General features: G+C 60.5%; 17 protein-coding genes. 4 read left to right on the top strand and 13 right to left on the bottom strand.

What is annotated here, in order from left to right:
* Nucleotides 1–8: 8 nt before the first annotated feature.
* A complete protein-coding gene (locus ACP7C6_RS09495) occupies nt 9–1,190 on the top strand; it encodes an aminotransferase class V-fold PLP-dependent enzyme (RefSeq protein WP_068932385.1) in 1,182 nt (393 codons plus the stop codon).
* A 182-nt stretch (nt 1,191–1,372) separates the two neighbouring features.
* Here ACP7C6_RS09495 and ACP7C6_RS09490 read toward each other — a convergent pair whose 3' ends face one another.
* From ACP7C6_RS09490 to zwf, 3 genes are read right to left on the bottom strand one after another with little or no spacing between them, the layout of a single operon-like run.
* Complete coding sequence (locus ACP7C6_RS09490) at nt 1,373–2,038, bottom strand: bifunctional 4-hydroxy-2-oxoglutarate aldolase/2-dehydro-3-deoxy-phosphogluconate aldolase (protein WP_025858441.1); 666 nt, start codon at nt 2,036–2,038, stop codon at nt 1,373–1,375.
* A gap of 17 nt (nt 2,039–2,055) precedes the next feature.
* Complete coding sequence (gene pgl / locus ACP7C6_RS09485; protein ID WP_028617696.1) at nt 2,056–2,769, bottom strand: 6-phosphogluconolactonase; 714 nt, start codon at nt 2,767–2,769, stop codon at nt 2,056–2,058.
* A complete protein-coding gene (zwf, locus tag ACP7C6_RS09480; RefSeq protein ID WP_028617697.1) occupies nt 2,756–4,222 on the bottom strand; it encodes a glucose-6-phosphate dehydrogenase in 1,467 nt (488 codons plus the stop codon). Before zwf ends, pgl begins: the two co-directional genes overlap by 14 nt.
* A 218-nt stretch (nt 4,223–4,440) precedes the next feature.
* Here zwf and ACP7C6_RS09475 point away from each other — a divergent pair, with 218 nt between their 5' ends.
* On the top strand, nt 4,441–5,301 hold the full coding sequence (locus ACP7C6_RS09475) for a MurR/RpiR family transcriptional regulator (protein ID WP_174890969.1): 861 nt from the start codon (nt 4,441–4,443) through the stop codon (nt 5,299–5,301).
* A gap of 204 nt (nt 5,302–5,505) precedes the next feature.
* Here ACP7C6_RS09475 and ACP7C6_RS09470 read toward each other — a convergent pair whose 3' ends face one another.
* The 10 genes from ACP7C6_RS09470 to ACP7C6_RS09425 form a co-directional block, all read right to left on the bottom strand.
* Nucleotides 5,506–6,351 carry a D-hexose-6-phosphate mutarotase gene (locus tag ACP7C6_RS09470; protein WP_028617698.1) on the bottom strand — a complete coding sequence of 282 codons (846 nt, stop codon included), beginning with the start codon at nt 6,349–6,351 and terminating at the stop codon, nt 5,506–5,508.
* Between the two features lie 102 nt (nt 6,352–6,453).
* Nucleotides 6,454–7,800, bottom strand: coding sequence for a carbohydrate porin (locus tag ACP7C6_RS09465; protein ID WP_122685479.1), 1,347 nt, complete (start codon nt 7,798–7,800; stop codon nt 6,454–6,456).
* 85 nt (nt 7,801–7,885) lie between these two features.
* Entirely contained in the window at nt 7,886–9,046 is a 1,161-nt protein-coding gene (locus ACP7C6_RS09460) for an ABC transporter ATP-binding protein (protein WP_016975396.1), read from the bottom strand.
* A 2-nt stretch (nt 9,047–9,048) separates the two neighbouring features.
* A complete protein-coding gene (locus ACP7C6_RS09455; RefSeq protein ID WP_016975397.1) occupies nt 9,049–9,894 on the bottom strand; it encodes a carbohydrate ABC transporter permease in 846 nt (281 codons plus the stop codon).
* Nucleotides 9,887–10,795, bottom strand: coding sequence for a carbohydrate ABC transporter permease (locus tag ACP7C6_RS09450; RefSeq protein ID WP_028617701.1), 909 nt, complete (start codon nt 10,793–10,795; stop codon nt 9,887–9,889). The genes ACP7C6_RS09455 and ACP7C6_RS09450 overlap by 8 nt, the downstream gene beginning before the upstream one ends.
* Nucleotides 10,796–10,953: 158 nt before the next feature.
* Entirely contained in the window at nt 10,954–12,240 is a 1,287-nt protein-coding gene (locus ACP7C6_RS09445) for an ABC transporter substrate-binding protein (protein WP_028617702.1), read from the bottom strand.
* A 104-nt stretch (nt 12,241–12,344) separates the two neighbouring features.
* On the bottom strand, nt 12,345–13,604 hold the full coding sequence (locus tag ACP7C6_RS09440) for an AGE family epimerase/isomerase (RefSeq protein ID WP_311893435.1): 1,260 nt from the start codon (nt 13,602–13,604) through the stop codon (nt 12,345–12,347).
* 114 nt (nt 13,605–13,718) lie between these two features.
* Nucleotides 13,719–14,564, bottom strand: coding sequence for a hypothetical protein (locus ACP7C6_RS09435; RefSeq protein ID WP_028617704.1), 846 nt, complete (start codon nt 14,562–14,564; stop codon nt 13,719–13,721).
* Nucleotides 14,565–14,678: 114 nt separating this feature from the next.
* Entirely contained in the window at nt 14,679–15,677 is a 999-nt protein-coding gene (locus ACP7C6_RS09430; RefSeq protein WP_323987385.1) for an NAD-dependent epimerase/dehydratase family protein, read from the bottom strand.
* A 52-nt stretch (nt 15,678–15,729) separates the two neighbouring features.
* A complete protein-coding gene (locus ACP7C6_RS09425; RefSeq protein WP_068934978.1) occupies nt 15,730–16,623 on the bottom strand; it encodes a LysR family transcriptional regulator ArgP in 894 nt (297 codons plus the stop codon).
* Nucleotides 16,624–16,721: 98 nt separating this feature from the next.
* Here ACP7C6_RS09425 and ACP7C6_RS09420 point away from each other — a divergent pair, with 98 nt between their 5' ends.
* Together ACP7C6_RS09420 and ACP7C6_RS09415 are read left to right on the top strand one after the other, a co-directional pair.
* Nucleotides 16,722–17,123 carry an ACT domain-containing protein gene (locus tag ACP7C6_RS09420; protein ID WP_028617706.1) on the top strand — a complete coding sequence of 134 codons (402 nt, stop codon included), beginning with the start codon at nt 16,722–16,724 and terminating at the stop codon, nt 17,121–17,123.
* Between the two features lie 5 nt (nt 17,124–17,128).
* A complete protein-coding gene (locus tag ACP7C6_RS09415) occupies nt 17,129–17,728 on the top strand; it encodes a LysE/ArgO family amino acid transporter (RefSeq protein WP_028617707.1) in 600 nt (199 codons plus the stop codon).
* Nucleotides 17,729–17,759 lie beyond the last annotated feature (31 nt).

Below are 17,759 nucleotides of genomic sequence, written 5' to 3'. Positions count from 1 at the left end.
CCCAGCCCATGCCACGGAATGCAGACAACGAGCTTCACTGGTACACCATCGCCCAGCGTTACGCGCTGGAGCCCGGCCCGATCAACCTGGAAAACGGTTACTTCGGCCGCATGAGCCAAGCAGTACAGGCGCAGTACCTGGAACACGTTGCGTTTATCAACCGTAGCAACTCGTTGCATGTGCGCCAGCAATTCGAGCGTGGCGAAAATGACGCGATCCGCTGCCAACTGGCCGGGCTGATCGACGCCGACCCCGCCGCAGTGGCCTTCACCCGCAATGCCACCGAAGCCCTGCAATCGCTGATCCGCAACTACAACCGCCTGCAACCGGGCGATCAGGTGCTGATCAGCGACCTGGAGTACGACACCGTGAAAGGCGCCATGCGCTGGCTGGCGGGCTATCGCGGCGTGGAAGTCATCGAACTGTCCCACACGCACCCGGCGAGTTTCGACAGCCTGGTGCAGACGTATCGCAATGCATTCGTGCAGTACCCGCGCTTGAAACTGATGGCACTGACCCACGTGACCCACCGCACCGGCCTTGTCATGCCGGTGGCCGCGATTGCCCAGGCTGCGCGGGAGCAGGGCATCGACATAATCCTCGACGGCGCCCATGCCCTGGGCCAGATCGAATTCAACCTGGCCGAATTGGGGATCCAGTTTGCCGGTTTCAACCTGCACAAATGGATTGGCGCCCCGCTGACGTTGGGCTTTCTGTACATCGCCCCAGAGCGTCTGGCAGACATTGATCCGGACATGGGCGAGTTCCACTACCCCGCCACCGACGTTCGCGCACGTACGCCCTACAGCACGCCGAATTTCCCGGCGCTGATGACCTTGCCACTGGTCTTGGAAGAGCACCGGCAATTGGGCGGCGCGGCGGCCAAGGGTGCGCGGGTGAACTACTTGCGGGACTTATGGGCAAGCCAGGTGCGGGCACTGCCTGGGATCGAAGTGCTGACGCCGGACGATCCGCGCCTTTATTGCGGAATTACGGCGTTCAAGTTTATAGGACGGGATCAGCAGGTGATGACGGAGCGTTTGCTCAAGGACTACAACCTGTTCACCACGACGCGCGTAGGTGCGTCGTTTGGTACCTGTATCCGGGTAACGCCGGGGTTGGTGACGTCAGCAACGGATATCAATGCCTTGGTTAAAGCCATTACCGAACTGAACACCCATACCTTGTAGGAGCCCAGCTTGCCGGCGATGAGGCCCGCAAGACTTGCACCTACCTCGATGGCGCCATCGCCGGCAAGCCGGGCTCCTTCCGGTGGTGGTGCACTTTTCAGCGGGCAAAAAAAAGCGGTACACCGACCAAGTGCACCGCAAAAATGCCGTTAAGCACAGCAACAACGATTCGGTAAATCAGATCAATCCAGCAGCGCCAGAGCCTCAGCGGTGACTTCCTGGATGCGTGCCCAGTCGCCATTCTTGACCCACTCAGGGTCAAGCATCCAGCTACCGCCCACGCACATCACGTTTTTCAACGCCATGTAGTTTTTGATGTTGGCCGGGCCGACGCCGCCGGTCGGGCAGAACTTCACTTCGCCGAACGGGCCGCCCAGGGCCTTGATTGCAGCCACACCACCGCTGACTTCGGCCGGGAACAGCTTGAAGCGGCGGTAGCCCAGGCCATAGCCTTCCATGATGCCCGAGGCATTGCTGATGCCGGGCAGCAGCGGGATCGGGCTGTGCACCGAGGCTTCCAGCAGGTCGCGGGTGATGCCTGGGGTGACGATGAACTGCGAACCGGCCACTTCGGCAGCTTCAAGCATGTGGCGGTCGAGCACGGTGCCGGCACCGGTGCACAGTTCAGGGCGTTGCTCGCGCAGGACCTGAATGGCCTTGAGGCCGAACTCGGAACGCAGGGTCACTTCCAATGCGGTCAAACCACCGGCTGCCAGGGCATCGGCCAGCGGCAGGATGTCCTGTTCGCGGGCGATGGTGATCACCGGCAGGATCCGCGCCTTGGCGCAGAGGCTGTCGATCAAGGCAACTTTATCCGCCATGGACACGGTCGGTTGAGGGCTTTTCATAGCGGCTGATCCTTGGCTCATGGGCACCAGTAAATCTCTAATGTAGGTTGCAAAAACGCGCGAATCGGCATGGCAGCAACGTCGTCACTGGCCAGCGCGGCGCTCAAGGTGGTCAATTTCGAACTGCCGGAAATCGACAGCACGGTGTAGTTCGCCGTGGCCAGCAACGCGCGACTCATGGTCAGGCGCTGGTGCGGCACGGTCGGCGCCAGCATCGGCCAGCAACGGCGGGTACCGTCGGCCTGCAGGGCCTGGCTCAGGTTCGGGCTGTTGGGAAACAGCGATGCGGTGTGGCCGTCATCGCCCATGCCCAGGACCAGCACATCAATGGCTGGCAATTCGGCCAGCAGGCGATCGGCCTGCTCGGCAGCGTCTTCGAGGTTGGCGGCAGCGCTGTACAGGCTCAGGAACTTAGCCTTGGCCGCCGGGCCTTGCAGCAGGTGCTGCTTGAGCAAACCTGCATTGCTGTCGGCGTGTTCCACCGGCACCCAACGCTCGTCGGCCAGGGTGATGGTGACCTTGGACCAGTCCAGCGCCTGCTTGGCCAGGTGCTGGAAAAACGCCACGGGGCTGCGGCCACCGGACACTACCAGGGTCGCTTCGCCACGGGCACTGATGGCCGTGCGCAATTGCTCGGCCACGTCATTGGCCAGCCCTTCCGCCAACAGCACCGGGGTGCGGTACTCGTGGGGGGTTACGCCCTGGGGCAGTTTCAAATCAGATATCGCCATACCACGACCTCCCATCCCGCGTGATCAGTGCAATGGAGCTCATCGGCCCCCAGGACCCCGCCGCGTACGGCTTGGGCGCATCACCGGATTTCTTCCACCCAGCGATCAACTGGTCACACCACTTCCACGCGGCTTCGATTTCATCTTTGCGAACAAACAGGTTCTGATTGCCGCGCATCACTTCCAACAACAACCGCTCGTAGGCATCCGGGATCCGGGCGCTGCGGTAGGTGTCGGAAAAATTCAGTTGCAGTGGGCCGCTGCGCAGTTGCATGCCCTTGTCCAGGCCCTGCTCCTTGGTCATCACGCGCAAGGAAATACCTTCGTCCGGCTGCAGGCGGATGATCAGTTTGTTGCTGATCTGCAGGCGCTGCTCGGGAGCGAAGATGTAGTGGGACGGTTCCTTGAAGTGAATGACGATCTGCGACAGCTTCTGCGGCATGCGCTTGCCGGTGCGCAGGTAGAACGGCACTCCGGCCCAACGCCAGTTGCGGATATCGGCACGCAGGGCGACGAAGGTCTCAGTGTCGCTCTGGGTGTTGGAATTCTCTTCCTCCAGGTACCCCGGCACCGGCTTGCCGGCGCTGTAGCCAGCGATGTACTGGCCGCGCACCACTTGGGTGGTCAGACCGTCCGGGCTGATCGGCGCCAGGGCCTTGAGCACCTTGACCTTCTCGTCGCGAATGCTGTCGGCGGACAGGTCGGCCGGCGGGTCCATGGCGATCAGGCATAGCAACTGCAGCAAGTGATTCTGGATCATGTCGCGCAGTTGGCCGGCCTTGTCGAAGTAGCCCCAACGGCCTTCGATACCGACCTGCTCGGCCACGGTGATTTCCACGTGGGAGATGTAATTCTGGTTCCACTGGGTTTCGAACAGGCTGTTGGCGAAACGCAGGGCGATCAGGTTCTGGACGGTCTCTTTGCCTAGGTAGTGGTCGATGCGGTAGGTGCGGTTCTCCGGAAAGAACTGCGCCACGGCGTCGTTGACCTTGCGCGAGGATTCCAGGTCCGAACCGATGGGCTTTTCCAGCACCACGCGGGTGTTTTCCGCCAGGCCAACCTTGGACAGGTTCTCGCAAATCGCGCCGTACACCGCCGCCGGGGTGGCAAAGTAGGCGATCAAGCGTTGTTCGGTGCCGGCGATTTCCGCCAGGGCCACGTAGTCATCGGCTTTCATGAAGTCGACGTGAACATAGGTCAGGCGCGCCAGAAAACGCTGGGCGATGGCTTCGTCCAGTTCCTTGCCGACGTATTTACGCAATTCTTTTTCAATGTGCGCCAGGTGCTGTTGCTCGGAACCGGCTTCACGAGCCAGGGCCAGGATGCGCGTATCGTCGTGCAGGAGCGCGGCGCCATCGAGTTGATAGAGGGCAGGAAATAACTTGCGCAGCGCCAGATCACCCAAGGCGCCAAACAGGGCAAAGGTGCAGGGTTCTACGGTTATCGAAGGCATGATGTTTGTTCTTTTATCAAGTTAAGCTACAAATACCTTTTTTCAAGGCATCACTCAAGGAAAAATGTAGTAATAACCACAACATTTTCCCGAAATACGCATTCCGAGTGGTGGTGTTCAGCTACCCTCAGTAGGATAGGCCACCGCAAAAGGCCACTCGTCGATTGGTTGCCACCCTAATTTGCATCGTCGCCCGAAGGAAAGACTGAATGGACCGCGTGCGAAATCTTCTGGAACAGATCCAGAACCGCCTCGAAGAATTGAACAAGGCCGAGCGCAAAGTCGCCGAAGTCATCCTGCTCAACCCACAGCAGGCCACCCGCTTCTCGATCGCTGCCCTCGCCCAGGCCGCTTCGGTCAGTGAACCGACGGTCAACCGTTTCTGCCGTTCGTTCGGCGTGAGCGGCTACCCTGAACTGAAATTGCAGCTGGCGCAAAGCCTGGCCAGTGGTGCCGCGTACGTCAGCCGTGCGGTGGAGGCCGATGATAACCCTGAGGCCTACACCCAGAAGATCTTTGGCAGCGCCATTGCATCGCTGGACAGTGCTTGCCAGGCACTGGACCCGAACCTGATCAGCAAGGCCGTGGACCTGTTGATCCAGGCACGGCAGATCCACTTCTTCGGCCTGGGCGCTTCGGCCCCGGTGGCGATGGATGCCCTGCACAAGTTCTTCCGCTTCAATCTGGCGGTGACCGCCCACGCCGACGTGCTGATGCAGCGCATGATCGCGTCGGTGGCACACACGGGCGAGTTGTTCGTGATCATTTCCTACACCGGGCGTACCCGTGAGTTGGTGGAAGTGGCGCGCATCGCACGTGGGAATGGCGCATCCGTACTGGGCGTGACCGCCGAGAACTCACCGCTGGCCAAGGCCAGCACGGTGAGCCTGAACATCCCGTTGCCGGAAGACACCGACATCTACATGCCGATGACCTCGCGGATTATCCAACTGACGGTGCTGGACGTGCTGGCAACCGGCATGACGTTGCGTCGCGGGGTGGATTTCCAGCCGCATTTGCGCAAGATCAAAGAGAGCTTGAATGACAGCCGGTATCCGGTGGGGGATGAGTTCAACTAAACCTGCAACACCGCTGCTGGTGAGAGGGAGTTTGTATGTGGTGAGCGGGCTTGCCCCGCGCTGGGTGGCGAAGCCGCCCTGAAAAACGGGCACCTCGGTACATCAGGTACATACACCGCGCCTGTAATGGGGCTGCTTCGCAGCCCAGCGCGGGGCAAGCCCGCTCACCACAACAAGCCCGCCCACAACAACCGCAATGCCACGCTAAACCCCCGCTCTTGCCTGCAGGCTGAGATGCGCCCGCTCCCCCGGCGCCAGGCTCGCCCCGGCCATCGCCGACTCCACGCACACAAACCCCGACGCCTCATTGAAGCTCACGCCCAACAGTGGCCGGCTGCCTGGGTGCCACACCACCGTGTCGGCGCTGTCGCCCGTATCAATGCACAATTCACGCTGCCAGGCGTGATCCTTGAGCTGTAATTCGCCTTCGTGCTGGAACACCCGTTGGCACCCGCCCTCCACGCGTAGCTCACCTTCCTGCTGGCAAACCTGGCGATTGAGCTGGTCGTAACCTTGTGCCCCCTCAAGCCCAGACAGCGCTACCTCATCGACGTGACCGATACGCCAGTAAGCATGCAACGCGTGACTCAATTGGCACGGCAGTTCGTCCTGATGCTCGGTGCTCAGGCGCAGTTCCAGGGTTTCGCCCAGATGCGCGTGCAGGTCGACTTGCCAGTCGCACAACTGCAATTGCCAGTGCAGGCGTACGCCGTCGTCGTCGGTGCTGCTGTCGAGCAGTTTCCAGTCGATCAGCCTCGCCCAGCCATGGGAAGGCCAGGCATTTTCGCTCGGGTGACGGCCATACCACGGCCAGCACACTGGAACGCCACCACGGATGGCGCCGACTTGCGGCCACTTGGCCGCACACCACAACCAAGGCTTCTGACCGGTAGGCTGAAAGTGCAGCAATTGCGCGCCCTGGCGACTGAACACCGCCTGGCACAGCGGATGGTCGATCACCAACACGTCACGCATCTGGAAGCGCTCCCAGGCGAACACCGGGCGCTCGCGCAGGGATTTGAAAAAGCGTTGCAGCGGTTGCTCATGCATGTGCCACAGTCCTGAATGTCTTCACGGTGCCGCCCAAAAAAAGCGGGTAGCCATGGCTACCCGCAAAATGCGCACAGAGAGGAGGAGCTTATCGCAACAGCGTTAGAACGTAGACTGGATTTTCAGACCGGCCACCAACGCGTTGTCGACTTTGTCCACGCCGCCAGGCTGGACGACGTATTGCAGGTTAGGACGCACGGTCAGCCAGTTGGTCACCTTGAAGCCGTAGTTGAGTTCGACGTTGTACTCGGTCTCGCGAATCGGCGTGTACAGCGGGTTGTCATAGTCGCTCACGCCATTGGCGGCGTTGAGCAGTTCAGAGTTTTTCTTTACGTCATCATTCACGTGCAGGCGAGCCACGCCAATACCGATGTCGTCTTTTGGACGCGCATCGAATGGGCCTTTGTACACCAGCATGATCGACTGGTAGTTGTCGACCAGGTTGGTTTCCTTGTCGTGGAAGGTGGCGTTGGCCGCGATGTTCAGGCCGCGGGAAGCGTCGCCGTTATGCGTGGTGAGTTGCTGTTGGGCAACGAACCAGTAGCCTTTCTTGCTGCTGCGGGTACGGAAGCTTTCACCCGTGAGGACCGCATTGCCACCGTTGACGTCTTCACGCACATCCGGAGCATCAGCCGCGCTCTTGTAGTAACCCACACGGTATTCGCCCGGCAGGCTGTTGACCTTCGGCGACCAGACCAATTCCACCGGAATCACGGTGCCCTTGGTGCCGCTGCCGCTGAGTTTGAAGCCGTTGCCGTGCTCCAGTTGCGATGGGTTCTGGTTGTACGCACCGATTTGCGCGTACAGCTCTGGCGTGATGTTGTACTTCACGCGGATCGCGGCCTGGCTGACGGGCCAGTTGTACCAGGTGTTGACGTAGTTACCCACTTGCGAGCCGCAGAACGACAGGTTCTGGAAGTCGCACGGGAAGGTGTTGAAGTCTTCGCCTTCGCCGAAGTAACCGAGTTTCACGTCCAGCTTGTTGTCGAACATCTGGTGCTGAATCCAGAACTGGGTCAGACGCACCATGTGGCCACGGCCGTAAACTTCTTGAGACGAGCTCAGCGTGCCGGCACGCGGGTCACCAATACGATCGTTGGAGATGTTTTGGCCATTACGGTTGGTCAACTGGATCTTGGCCTGGGTGTTATCCCAGCCCCACAGCTTTTGCAGGTCCAGTGCCACACCGAGACCGAACTGGTCAGAGTAGCGACCGGTCTTGTCGTCGTTGTAACCACCTTTGGCGTTGTAGCCCATCTCCCCAACGTAGTCAGCCTTGATGTCGATACCTTGCTCGATCAGCTTGGTACGCTCGCCACCCCAATCGCCCGTCATCCACTTGGAACTGGAGCTGAATGCATCGTCTGCCATCGCATTGGCGGACAATACCAGGGCTGCTGCAGCTGACAGTTGGCAGATCAGCCGAGTGTTGTTGTGTTGCTTTTTCATCCCTACATCCTCGTCTTTATTGTTATTAAACTGTTTTTATCTAACGCGGTTTACTTTTTTTATCTAAAACAACAAGTTATCTGCTTCAACGGCCTTTGAATTGGGCCACATTGTCGGCATGCCCCTGTGCGGGCAATGAAGAAGCAGTGCCCAGTCGCTCGCCGGTGTTGGCGTCGAACAGCAGTACCTTGGAAGGATCGAATTGCAGGGTCAGCGTCTCGCCCACCTGCGGTGCCACGTCAGGCGCCAGGCGGCAGCAGACCTTGGTGTCATTCAGTTGCACGAACACCAGGGTGTCCGGGCCGGTCGGCTCGGTGACCTGCACCTCGGCACGGATGCTCGACGCACTGTCGCCCTCGCCCGACGCCAACATGATCTGCTCCGGACGCAAGCCCAGGATCACGTCACGGTCTTCCAGGCCGGCATCAGTGGTGTTCAGCGCCAGTTCGCAACGGGCCTGCCCGCTGTCGAGCAGGGCCACCAGGCGACCGTCCTTGCGTTGCAGGCGCAGGGGCACGAAGTTCATCGGTGGCGAACCAATGAAGCTCGCCACGAACTGGTTGGCCGGGTTGTTGTAGATCTCTTTCGGGGTGCCGAACTGCTGGATGATGCCGTCCTTCATCACCGCCACCTTGTCGCCCAGGGTCATCGCTTCGATCTGGTCGTGGGTCACGTAGACCGTGGTGGTCTTGAGACGCTGGTGCATCAGCTTCATTTCGGTACGCATCTCGACACGCAGCTTGGCGTCGAGGTTGGACAGCGGTTCGTCGAACAGGTAGATCTTCGGCCGACGCGCCAGGGCACGGCCCATGGCCACGCGCTGTTGCTGGCCGCCGGAGAGTTGGCCAGGCTTGCGGTTGAGCAGGTGTTCGATCTGCAGCAGCTTGGCCACGCGCGCCACTTCGGCGTCGATATCGGCCTGGGGCATCTTGCGGATCTTGAGGCCGAACTCGATGTTCTCGCGCACGCTCATGGTCGGGTACAGCGCGTAGGACTGGAACACCATGGCGATGTCACGGTCCTTGGGGCTCATGCCACTCACGTCTTGGTCGCCGATCATGATCGCGCCGCCAGTGATGGTCTCAAGCCCGGCGATGCAGTTCATCAGCGTGGATTTGCCGCACCCCGAAGGGCCGACCAGGATCAGGAATTCGCCTTCCTTGATCGACAGTTCGATGTTCTTCAAGGTGTCGGGCAGGCCGGCGCCATAGGTCTTGTTTACATTGCGAAGTTCAAGCGTAGCCATGATTACCCCTTGACCGCGCCGGCCGTGAGGCCGCGCACGAAATACTTGCCTGCGATCACATAGACCAGCAGGGTCGGCAGCCCGGCGATCATCGCCGCCGCCATATCCACGTTATATTCCTTGGCCCCGGTGCTGGTGTTGACCAGGTTGTTCAGCGCCACCGTGATGGGCTGGGAGTCGCCGCTGGAGAACACCACGCCGAACAGGAAGTCGTTCCAGATCTGGGTGAACTGCCAGATCAGGCAGACCATGATGATCGGGGTCGACATCGGCAGAATGATCTGACGGAAGATGGTGAAGAAACCCGCACCGTCCAGGCGCGCGGCCTTGATCAGCGCATCCGGAATGCTCACGTAGTAGTTACGGAAGAACAGCGTGGTAAACGCCAGGCCGTAGACCACGTGCACAAACACCAGGCCAGTGGTGGTGCTGGCCAGACCCATTTTGCCGAGGGTGAACGACGCCGGCAGCAGCACGGTCTGGAACGGCAGGAAGCAGCCGAACAACAGCAGGCCGAAGAACAGTTGCGAGCCTTTGAAGCGCCAGAACGACAGCACATAACCGTTCAATGCACCGATGGCGGTGGAGATCAGTACGGCTGGGACGGTGATCTTGATCGAGTTCCAGAAGTAGCCGTCCACAGTGGCCCAGGCCTTGACCCAGCCAATGCCGGTAACCACGGTCGGCCAGCTCAGCAGGTTGCCGGAGCTGATATCTTCCGGGGTCTTGAAGCTGGTGAGCAGCATCACCACCAGCGGCACTAGGTACAGCAGCACGGCAAGAATCAGCACCGCGTAGATCGCGATGCGACTCAGGCTGATAGGTGATTTGGAGGCGAGACTAGTCATTACGTTTGGTCCTCAGCTCGGAGTAGAGGTAAGGCACGATGATCGCGAGGATCGCACCGAGCATCAGGATGGCACTGGCCGAACCCATGCCCATCTGGCCACGGCTGAAGGTGAACGAGTACATGAACATCGCCGGCAGGTCGGACGAGTAGCCGGGGCCGCCAGCCGTCATCGCCGCCACCAGGTCGAAGCTCTTGATCGCAATGTGCGCCAGGATCATCACCGCACTGAAGAACACCGGACGCAGGCTTGGCAGCACCACGCTCCAGTAGATGCGCGGCAGGCTCGCACCGTCGATCTGCGCGGCACGCACGATCGATTGATCGACACCGCGCAGGCCCGCGAGGAACATCGCCATGATGAAGCCGGAGGCTTGCCAGACAGCGGCGATCACCAGGCAGTAGACCACGCGGTCCGGGTCGATCAGCCAGTCGAGACGAAAGCCTTCCCAGCCCCAGTCACGCAGGAGTTTGTCCAGGCCCATGCCCGGGTTGAGCAGCCATTTCCAGGCCGTACCGGTGACGATCATCGAGAGCGCCATCGGGTACAGGTAAATGGTGCGGATAAAGCCTTCACGACGGATTTTCTGGTCGAGGAAGATCGCCAGGGTCACGCCGATAACCAGCGTGATGCCGATGAACATCCCGCCAAACACGGCCAGGTTCTTGCTCGCTACCCACCAGCGGTCGTTGTCGAACAACCGCGCGTATTGCGCAAGGCCCGCCCATTTGTAGCTTGGCAGGAACGTGGAATTGGTGAACGAGAGTACAAACGTCCACAGGATGTAGCCGTAGAAGCCCACCAACACGATGAACATGCTGGGCGCCAGCACCAGTTTGGGTAGCCAGCGCTGCAGTGCATCGAACGGCGAGGCTTTGCTGAACACAGCAACAGAACTCATGGGAAAATCCAGTACAGGGAAAAAGGACTAGCAGATGAACCGTCCCCTGTAGGAGCGAGCTTGCTCGCGAAGGACTTCAACGATAACGCGTGCATACAGGATGAACGCGGTGATCTTGAGTTTTTCGCGAGCAAGCTCGCTCCTACAGATGGGTTGTGTTACTTGGCTGACTTGATCGCAGCGCCAAGTTTCTTGGCGGTGTCGGCCGGGTCGGCTTTCGGGTCGTTGATGTAGTTGGTCACGACATCAAAGAACGCACCTTGCACAGCCAGGGTAGTGGCCATGTTGTGCGCCATGCTTGGCTGCAGGCCGCCGGTCTTGGCGTCTGCCAGGAAGTCCTTGGCAGCGGTCTGGGCGCAGGAGTCGAAGCCGTAGGAATCCATTTTGTTCAGCATGTCGTTGCGAACAGGGATCGAACCCTTGTTGATGCTGAACACTTTCTGGAAGTTTTCACCCAATACGACTTTGGCAATGTCCTGCTGGCCAGCAGCGGTGCCTTTGTCTTTCTGCTTGAACACCGCCAGAGAGTCGATGTTGTAGGTGAAGGCCTTGTCGGTGCCTGGGAAGGCTACGCACTCGTAGTCCTTGCCGGCGACTTTCTTGGCGGCGGTCCATTCGGACTTGGCCCAGTCACCCATGATCTGCATACCGGCCTTGCCGTTGATGACCTTGCCCGCTTCGAGGTTCCAGTCCTGACCTTTACCGTCGACGTCCATGTAGGTCGCGACTTTCTTCAGTTCGGTCAGCGACTTGACCATTTCCGGACCGGTCAGCGCAGCGTTATCCAGATCAACCAGAGCTTTCTTGTAGCCATCGGCACCCATCACAGACAGAACGACCGCTTCGAACACGGTGCTGTCCTGCCAAGGCTGACCACCGTGGGCGAGCGGAATGAAGCCCGCGGCTTTCAGCTTGTCGCCGGCTGCGTAGAATTCTTCGAGGGTGGTCGGGTTCTTGGTGATACCGGCTTTCTTGAAGACTTCCGGGTTGATCCACAGCCAGTTCACGCGGTGGATGTTGACCGGTACGGCGACGTAATCACCGTCGTACTTCACGGTATCGGAGACTTTCTTGTCGAGCAGGGAGTCCCACTTCTCTTCTTTGGCGACGTCTTTGAGCACGTCTGTGTCGAGCAGGCCAGTGGACGCCCATTCCTGAATGTCGGGGCCTTTGATCTGGGCAACACCTGGCGGGTTACCGGCGACCGCGCGGCTTTTCAGCACGGTCATGGCGGTGGCGCCACCGCCACCTGCGACGGCGCCGTCTTTCCAGACGAAGCCATCTTTCTCAACTTGGGCCTTCAGGACATCTACGGCCGCCTTCTCACCGCCCGAGGTCCACCAATGCACAACTTCAACCGTACCTTTCGAGTCGGCGGCAAATGCAGAGAGAGGAAACAACGAGGCAATGGAAATAGCGACGGCGAGGCGATTAATCGCGTTCATCTGAGTACCTTTTCTTGTTGTTATGCATGCAAGTCTTAGGCTTGCGCTGCACGGAGTTTAAACATGGATTTTTCAGGCGCAGGTAACAAAGGGATGCACAAATGTCACCATCTGGTGACATAGCGCCCAGCACCGATGGCACTGGCCATGCTTGGCGCCAGCGGCAGCGCAGGCAGCAATACCGCTTGCCAGGCATGGTACAGGTCCGGCTTGCCACCCCAGATGTTGCTACTGGGTTGATTGTGTGGACTGAGTTCGTGATGCCAACTGCCGTGGACACGGTCGATGAAGTGGGTTTCGCAAAACTCCCAGAAACGCCGGTACCAGGTTTCGTAATGCAACTCGGCCGTACGTTTGAGCAGGGCCTGGGCAGCGGCGCTGGCTTCAGCGTGGGTCCAATGCAGACGTTCACGCACCACCGGGCGCTGGTTCCAGTCGAGGGTGTAGACAATGCCGGGGGCGCCATCCACGGACCAGGCGTATTCGCACGCGCTGGCGAACAGGCCCTTGGCATCGGTCACCAGCCACTCGGGCGTGGCGAGCCCGGCTTGCAGGCGCGCGGCCTCCAGGTGCAGCACCAGCCGCGCCCACTCAAAACCGTGGCCGGGGGTGATGCCGTAGGGGCGAAAGCCGTCGGCGGGGTTGTCTTCGTTGTAACCGAGCAAAGGTTGCCAGTGCGTGTCGAAATGTTCGATCACCATGAACTGGTTGCCGGCGGCGTGGGTGTGGATCACGCGCTCGACAATACGCAGCGCGCGGTCCAGCCAGCGTGTATCGCCGGTGACATCGGCCAGCGCGAGGAAGGCTTCGGTGGCGTGCATGTTGCTGTTGGCGCCGCGATAGGCTTCGATGCCGCTCCAGTCCTGGGCGAACGATTCGAGCATCACGCCTTCCTCTTCGCTCCAGAAAAACTGGTCGATGATATGGATGGCGTCGGTCAGAAGGGTGTGTGCACCCGGCGCACCAGCCACTACCGCCGAGCTGGCGGCCAGGGCAACAAACGCGTGCAGGTAAGCGGCCTTGCCACGGTTGCCATCAAGGGCGTAGGCCGTGGCGAACCAGCCACCGTGATCACTGTCACGCAGCGGGCCACTGAGGGCTGCAACGCCATGTGCAACCAGCTCGGCATACCCCGGCAAGCCCAGGGCGTGAGCCATGGCAAAGCTGTGAGTCATGCGGGCAGTGTTCATGGTTTCGGCGTGGGCATCGGCCGGTAACTGGCCTTTGTCGTCCAGGTTGCCAAAGCCGTCGGGCAGTCGGGACGCCTTGGCAAACGCCAGCAGGCGCTGACCTTCGGCCGCGAGCCAAGCGTGATGGGCAGGCGCGTTCAGCCAACTGCTGGCAGGCAGTGGTTGCGTGGTCATGGGTAGCCCTTATTGTTTTTTGTGGGATGACCGGAGTCTAAACAAGGGCGAGGTGGCGGCAAGTAACGAAGGGGATGGGAAATGTCACCAAGTGGTGACATTTCCATCGCCGCGTTATTGGCCGAGAGGGGTGATCTTCGCCGGCGCGTTAAGTTGCTGGTTCAGGTTCTGCACCTGGCTTTGCAAGGTCGTGATGTTGCGCGTGGTCTGGATGCGGAACACGTCGAACTCTTTATTGGTCGGAGCATCGCTGTTGGCCGGCTGGTTCTCCTGGGCGCTCTTGAGCACCACAAGGTCCTGCTCTATACGTGCAATGGCGGCACTCGGGTTGCCCTGTTTCTTCAAGGCGGCCACGTCAGCGGAAAGCTCTTTGATTTCACTATCACGCTTGCCGACATCACCTTGCGACGCTTTAAGTGTCGCCACGGCGTCGGTCAGCGCCTGGACCTGGCCCTGCAGCTTGCTGTTGGCATTGGACAGGTCGGTGGTGCTGGCGGTCATTTGCGCCAGACGCTTATCCAACTCGGTGGCTTGCCCGGCCACGCCGACTTGCTGCTTGCCCTGCTCCAGCAACTGGTTTTCAAGCTGCTTGATCTGCAGTTTCAGCGCTTCACTGCCATTGTTGACGCTGGCCTCACTGGCCACCACCTTGCCGGAAATGTCCTGCAGGCGCCCCGCCGCTTCCTCGCTGATGCGCGCGAAGCTTTCCTGGGTGGCCACCAACTGCTGGCCCATCAGGGAGATCTGCTGGAAGCTCCACCAGGCCAGGCCCGCAAAGGCGATCAGCAGCGCGCCGATCAAGGCCCACAATGGCCCGGTGCTGGCGCTCTTGACCTTGACCACCTTGGTGTTGCGCGAGCGCACCGAGGTGGCTGGGGTGGATTCGAAATCATCGTCATCCCCGACATCGGCCCGCAGGCTGGGAACGTTGTCGAAGTCGTCTTTAGCATCGTTGCGCATGTATCAACCCTGAATCGGTGAAGTGGCGAGCGACGGGAGTATAAACCGCGTTCCCGGCGCACTGATCGACTCGGAACGCCGGATTCGGTTCCCGAAGTGTTGCCGCTTGTGTGCTTACTTGACCCCCGGATCCTGGGCTTTCCACCAACTGCAGAACTCGTCCAGGGCAGTCCACAGGCTGACTTTGGGCTCGTAGTCCAGATAATGCCTGGCGCGGCTGATGTCGAGGGTGAAATCTTTGTTCATCACTTGCATGCCCAGGCGCGACAGCGACGGCTCCGGACGCCCGGGCCACATCGCGCAAAACGCCTCGTTAAGCGCCGCCACGCTGTAGGACAAACCGTAGGACCGATACCGCGTCACCTGCGGCATCTCCATTTGACGCATCACGTAGTTCACCACATCCCACACCGGCACCGGCGCACCGTTGCTGATGTTGTAGGCCCTGCCCAGTGCCGAGCCCGGCGCGAGCAAACTGCTGAGCAAGGCTTCGTTGAGGTTGTGCACGCTGGTGAAATCGACCTTGTTCAGGCCGTTGCCGACGATGGCCAGGCGGTTCTTGCGCTGCATGTTCAACAGGCGCGGGAAGATGCTCATGTCGCCGGCGCCCGTGACGAATCGCGGACGCAGGGCAATCACTTCGAGGCCGAATTCCTGGGCACCGAACACCTTTTGCTCGGCCAGGTATTTGGTGGCGGCATAAGGGTGCTTGAAGCGCTTGGGCACTTGCTCTTCGGTCAGGCCCAGGTGGTCGCGGCCGTCAAAGTAGATGGAGGGCGATGACAAATGCACCAAACGCCCGACGTGCTGCTTGAGGCAGGCTTCGACGACGTTCTCGGTGACCAGCACGTTGCCTTGATGAAAATCCTGATACTTGCCCCATAGGCCGACGGCGCCAGCGCAATGCACCACGGCTTCAACGTCACGGCACAGGTCGCGTACCAGGTCGGCGTCATTCAGATCACCCTGGATAAACTCGGCGCCGCGCCTGACCAGGTGCTCCACACCTTCGGCACGTCGCCCGTTGACCCGCACGTCCAGGCCCTGCTCCAGGGCGAAACGCGCAAAGCGTCCGCCAATGAAGCCGCTTGCGCCGGTGACCAGAATCTTCATGTATTACCCCATGTTCTTTCGTTTTTCATCGCTGTTGCCTTGACGCGCGCCATCACTCCAACGGCACCAACCATTGACCACAGGCCTGGGCCAGATGATCGGTCAACAAGCCCAACAGTTGCCCGCCACTGCGCCAATGATGCCAGTACAACGGCACATCGATGGGCTTATCTGGCAATAACTCGACCAATATGCCCTTTTCCAACTGGTCGCGAACCTGCAATTCCGGCACCAGCCCCCACCCCAGGCCCGCCTCTGCCAAGCGGATGAAGCCTTCGGACGATGGGCATAAATGATGCTCGAAACCGCCGTCCACGCCGAGGGATGCCAGGTAGCGGTGCTGCAGGAAATCATCCGGCCCGAACACCAATGCCGGGGTGCGCGCCAGTTGATCCGCCCGTACGCCCTGGGGAAAGTGCCGGGCGATAAAGGCCGGACTGGCCAGCGCGCGATAGCGCATGGCACCCAGCAACAGGCTGCGCGCGCCCGCCACCGGACGCTCGCTGGCGCAGATACAAGCCGCTACTTCACCCGCGCGCATGCGTTTGAGACCGACGGTCTGGTCTTCCACGACCAAATCCAGCAGCAGATGCTGCTCAGCGCAAAACCCACTGACGGCCTCGGCCCACCACGTGGCGAGGCTGTCGGCGTTCAACGCGATGCGCAGGCGTTCGGGCATGCCCTCTTCATCCAGCGCTGGCACCTGGCTTTGCAGGTCACGCTCCAGCAGGCGCACCTGTTGCACATGATTGAGCAGGCGCCGGCCGATATCGGTGGGCGTCGGCGGTGTGGCCCGCACCAATACCGGCTGGCCAATGCGCGCCTCCAGCAACTTGATGCGCTGGGAGATTGCCGACTGCGACAGTCCCAGCACTTGTGCGGCGCGTTCGAAGCCGGCCTGTTCCACCACTGCCGCCAAGGCAGAGAGCAATTTATAGTCGAACATCAGTTTCTCTAATGAGCGATCAGCAATATTGGTTTTTCTTATACAGCCTGCACCCTGAGAATAGCCAGCATCGCTTCTCTCTTTATAAGGAACCTCCCATGGCTGGCGAAATCGCCCTGGCAACCCTGCTGCGCAGCATGAGCCCCCAGCTCAACGACGGCGACTACGTGTTCTGCACCGTGCCCGACAACCGCATCCCGGCTGGCTGCGAGGTGATCGGCAGCTTTCGCGAGCAGGAAGGCCTGACCCTGATCGTTGAACGTCAACAAGCGGAACAGGCCGGCCTGGCGTTTGACTACGTCGCCGCGTGGATCACCTTGAACGTGCATTCGGCCCTGGAAGCCGTAGGCCTCACCGCCGCTTTCGCCAGTGCGCTGGGCCAGGCCGGCATCAGTTGCAATGTAATTGCCGGCTATTACCACGACCACCTGTTCGTCGGGCGTGCCGATGCCGAGCGCGCCCTGCAGGTGTTGCGGCAACTGGCAGCAGACGCGGAGTAAATGCTATGTGGCAGAGTTATCTGAATGGTTTGCTGGTGGCGCTGGGCCTGATCATGGCCATCGGCACTCAGAATGCCTTTGTGCTGGCGCAAAGCCTGCGCCGCGAACATCACCTGCCCGTCGCCGCGCTATGCGTGGTGTGTGATGCCTTGCTGGTCGCCGCAGGGGTGTTCGGCCTGGCGACGGTGCTGGCGCAAAGCCCGGTGCTGCTGGCGGTGGCACGTTGGGGCGGCGCAGCATTCCTGATCTGGTACGGCGCCTGCGCACTGCGCCGAGCGTTTTCTAAACAAAGCCTGGACCAAGGCGACAATCTCAAGGTGCGCTCACTGCGCGCGGTGCTGCTGAGCGCACTGGCCGTGACCTTGCTCAACCCGCACGTGTACCTGGACACCGTGTTGCTGATCGGCTCACTCGGCGCCCAACAGACCGAGCCCGGCGCCTACGTGGCCGGTGCCGCCAGCGCGTCGTTCCTGTGGTTCGCCACCCTGGCACTCGGCGCAGCGTGGCTGGCCCCCTGGCTGGCACGCCCGGCCACGTGGCGTTTGCTCGACCTGTTGGTGGCCGCGATGATGTTCAGCGTGGCCTATCAACTGATCACCGCCTGAGGAATATTCCAAAACGCTCTGGAACCTCTAT

It is taken from the genome of Pseudomonas sp. TWR1-1-4 (assembly GCF_049897165.1).
Classification (GTDB): Bacteria; Pseudomonadota; Gammaproteobacteria; order Pseudomonadales; family Pseudomonadaceae; genus Aquipseudomonas; species Aquipseudomonas canadensis.
Note: the sequence above shows the minus strand (reverse complement) of the source record. Positions and strands in the feature narration are given on the sequence as shown.

Excerpts from the sequence above, each read along its gene's own strand:
- ACP7C6_RS09430 (WP_323987385.1), bottom strand. The coding sequence starts at position 15,677 with ATGAAGATTCTGGTCACCGGCGCAAGCGGCTTCATTGGCGGACGCTTT.
- ACP7C6_RS09495 (WP_068932385.1), top strand. The coding sequence starts at position 9 with ATGCCACGGAATGCAGACAACGAGCTTCACTGGTACACCATCGCCCAG.
- pgl (WP_028617696.1), bottom strand. The coding sequence starts at position 2,769 with ATGGCGATATCTGATTTGAAACTGCCCCAGGGCGTAACCCCCCACGAG.
- ACP7C6_RS09415 (WP_028617707.1), top strand. The coding sequence starts at position 17,129 with ATGTGGCAGAGTTATCTGAATGGTTTGCTGGTGGCGCTGGGCCTGATC.
- zwf (WP_028617697.1), bottom strand. The coding sequence starts at position 4,222 with ATGCCTTCGATAACCGTAGAACCCTGCACCTTTGCCCTGTTTGGCGCC.
- ACP7C6_RS09470 (WP_028617698.1), bottom strand. The coding sequence starts at position 6,351 with ATGCATGAGCAACCGCTGCAACGCTTTTTCAAATCCCTGCGCGAGCGC.
- ACP7C6_RS09420 (WP_028617706.1), top strand. The coding sequence starts at position 16,722 with ATGGCTGGCGAAATCGCCCTGGCAACCCTGCTGCGCAGCATGAGCCCC.
- ACP7C6_RS09435 (WP_028617704.1), bottom strand. The coding sequence starts at position 14,564 with ATGCGCAACGATGCTAAAGACGACTTCGACAACGTTCCCAGCCTGCGG.
- ACP7C6_RS09445 (WP_028617702.1), bottom strand. The coding sequence starts at position 12,240 with ATGAACGCGATTAATCGCCTCGCCGTCGCTATTTCCATTGCCTCGTTG.
- ACP7C6_RS09440 (WP_311893435.1), bottom strand. The coding sequence starts at position 13,604 with ATGACCACGCAACCACTGCCTGCCAGCAGTTGGCTGAACGCGCCTGCC.
- ACP7C6_RS09460 (WP_016975396.1), bottom strand. The coding sequence starts at position 9,046 with ATGGCTACGCTTGAACTTCGCAATGTAAACAAGACCTATGGCGCCGGC.
- ACP7C6_RS09450 (WP_028617701.1), bottom strand. The coding sequence starts at position 10,795 with ATGAGTTCTGTTGCTGTGTTCAGCAAAGCCTCGCCGTTCGATGCACTG.
- ACP7C6_RS09465 (WP_122685479.1), bottom strand. The coding sequence starts at position 7,800 with ATGAAAAAGCAACACAACAACACTCGGCTGATCTGCCAACTGTCAGCT.
- ACP7C6_RS09490 (WP_025858441.1), bottom strand. The coding sequence starts at position 2,038 with ATGAAAAGCCCTCAACCGACCGTGTCCATGGCGGATAAAGTTGCCTTG.
- ACP7C6_RS09455 (WP_016975397.1), bottom strand. The coding sequence starts at position 9,894 with ATGACTAGTCTCGCCTCCAAATCACCTATCAGCCTGAGTCGCATCGCG.
- ACP7C6_RS09425 (WP_068934978.1), bottom strand. The coding sequence starts at position 16,623 with ATGTTCGACTATAAATTGCTCTCTGCCTTGGCGGCAGTGGTGGAACAG.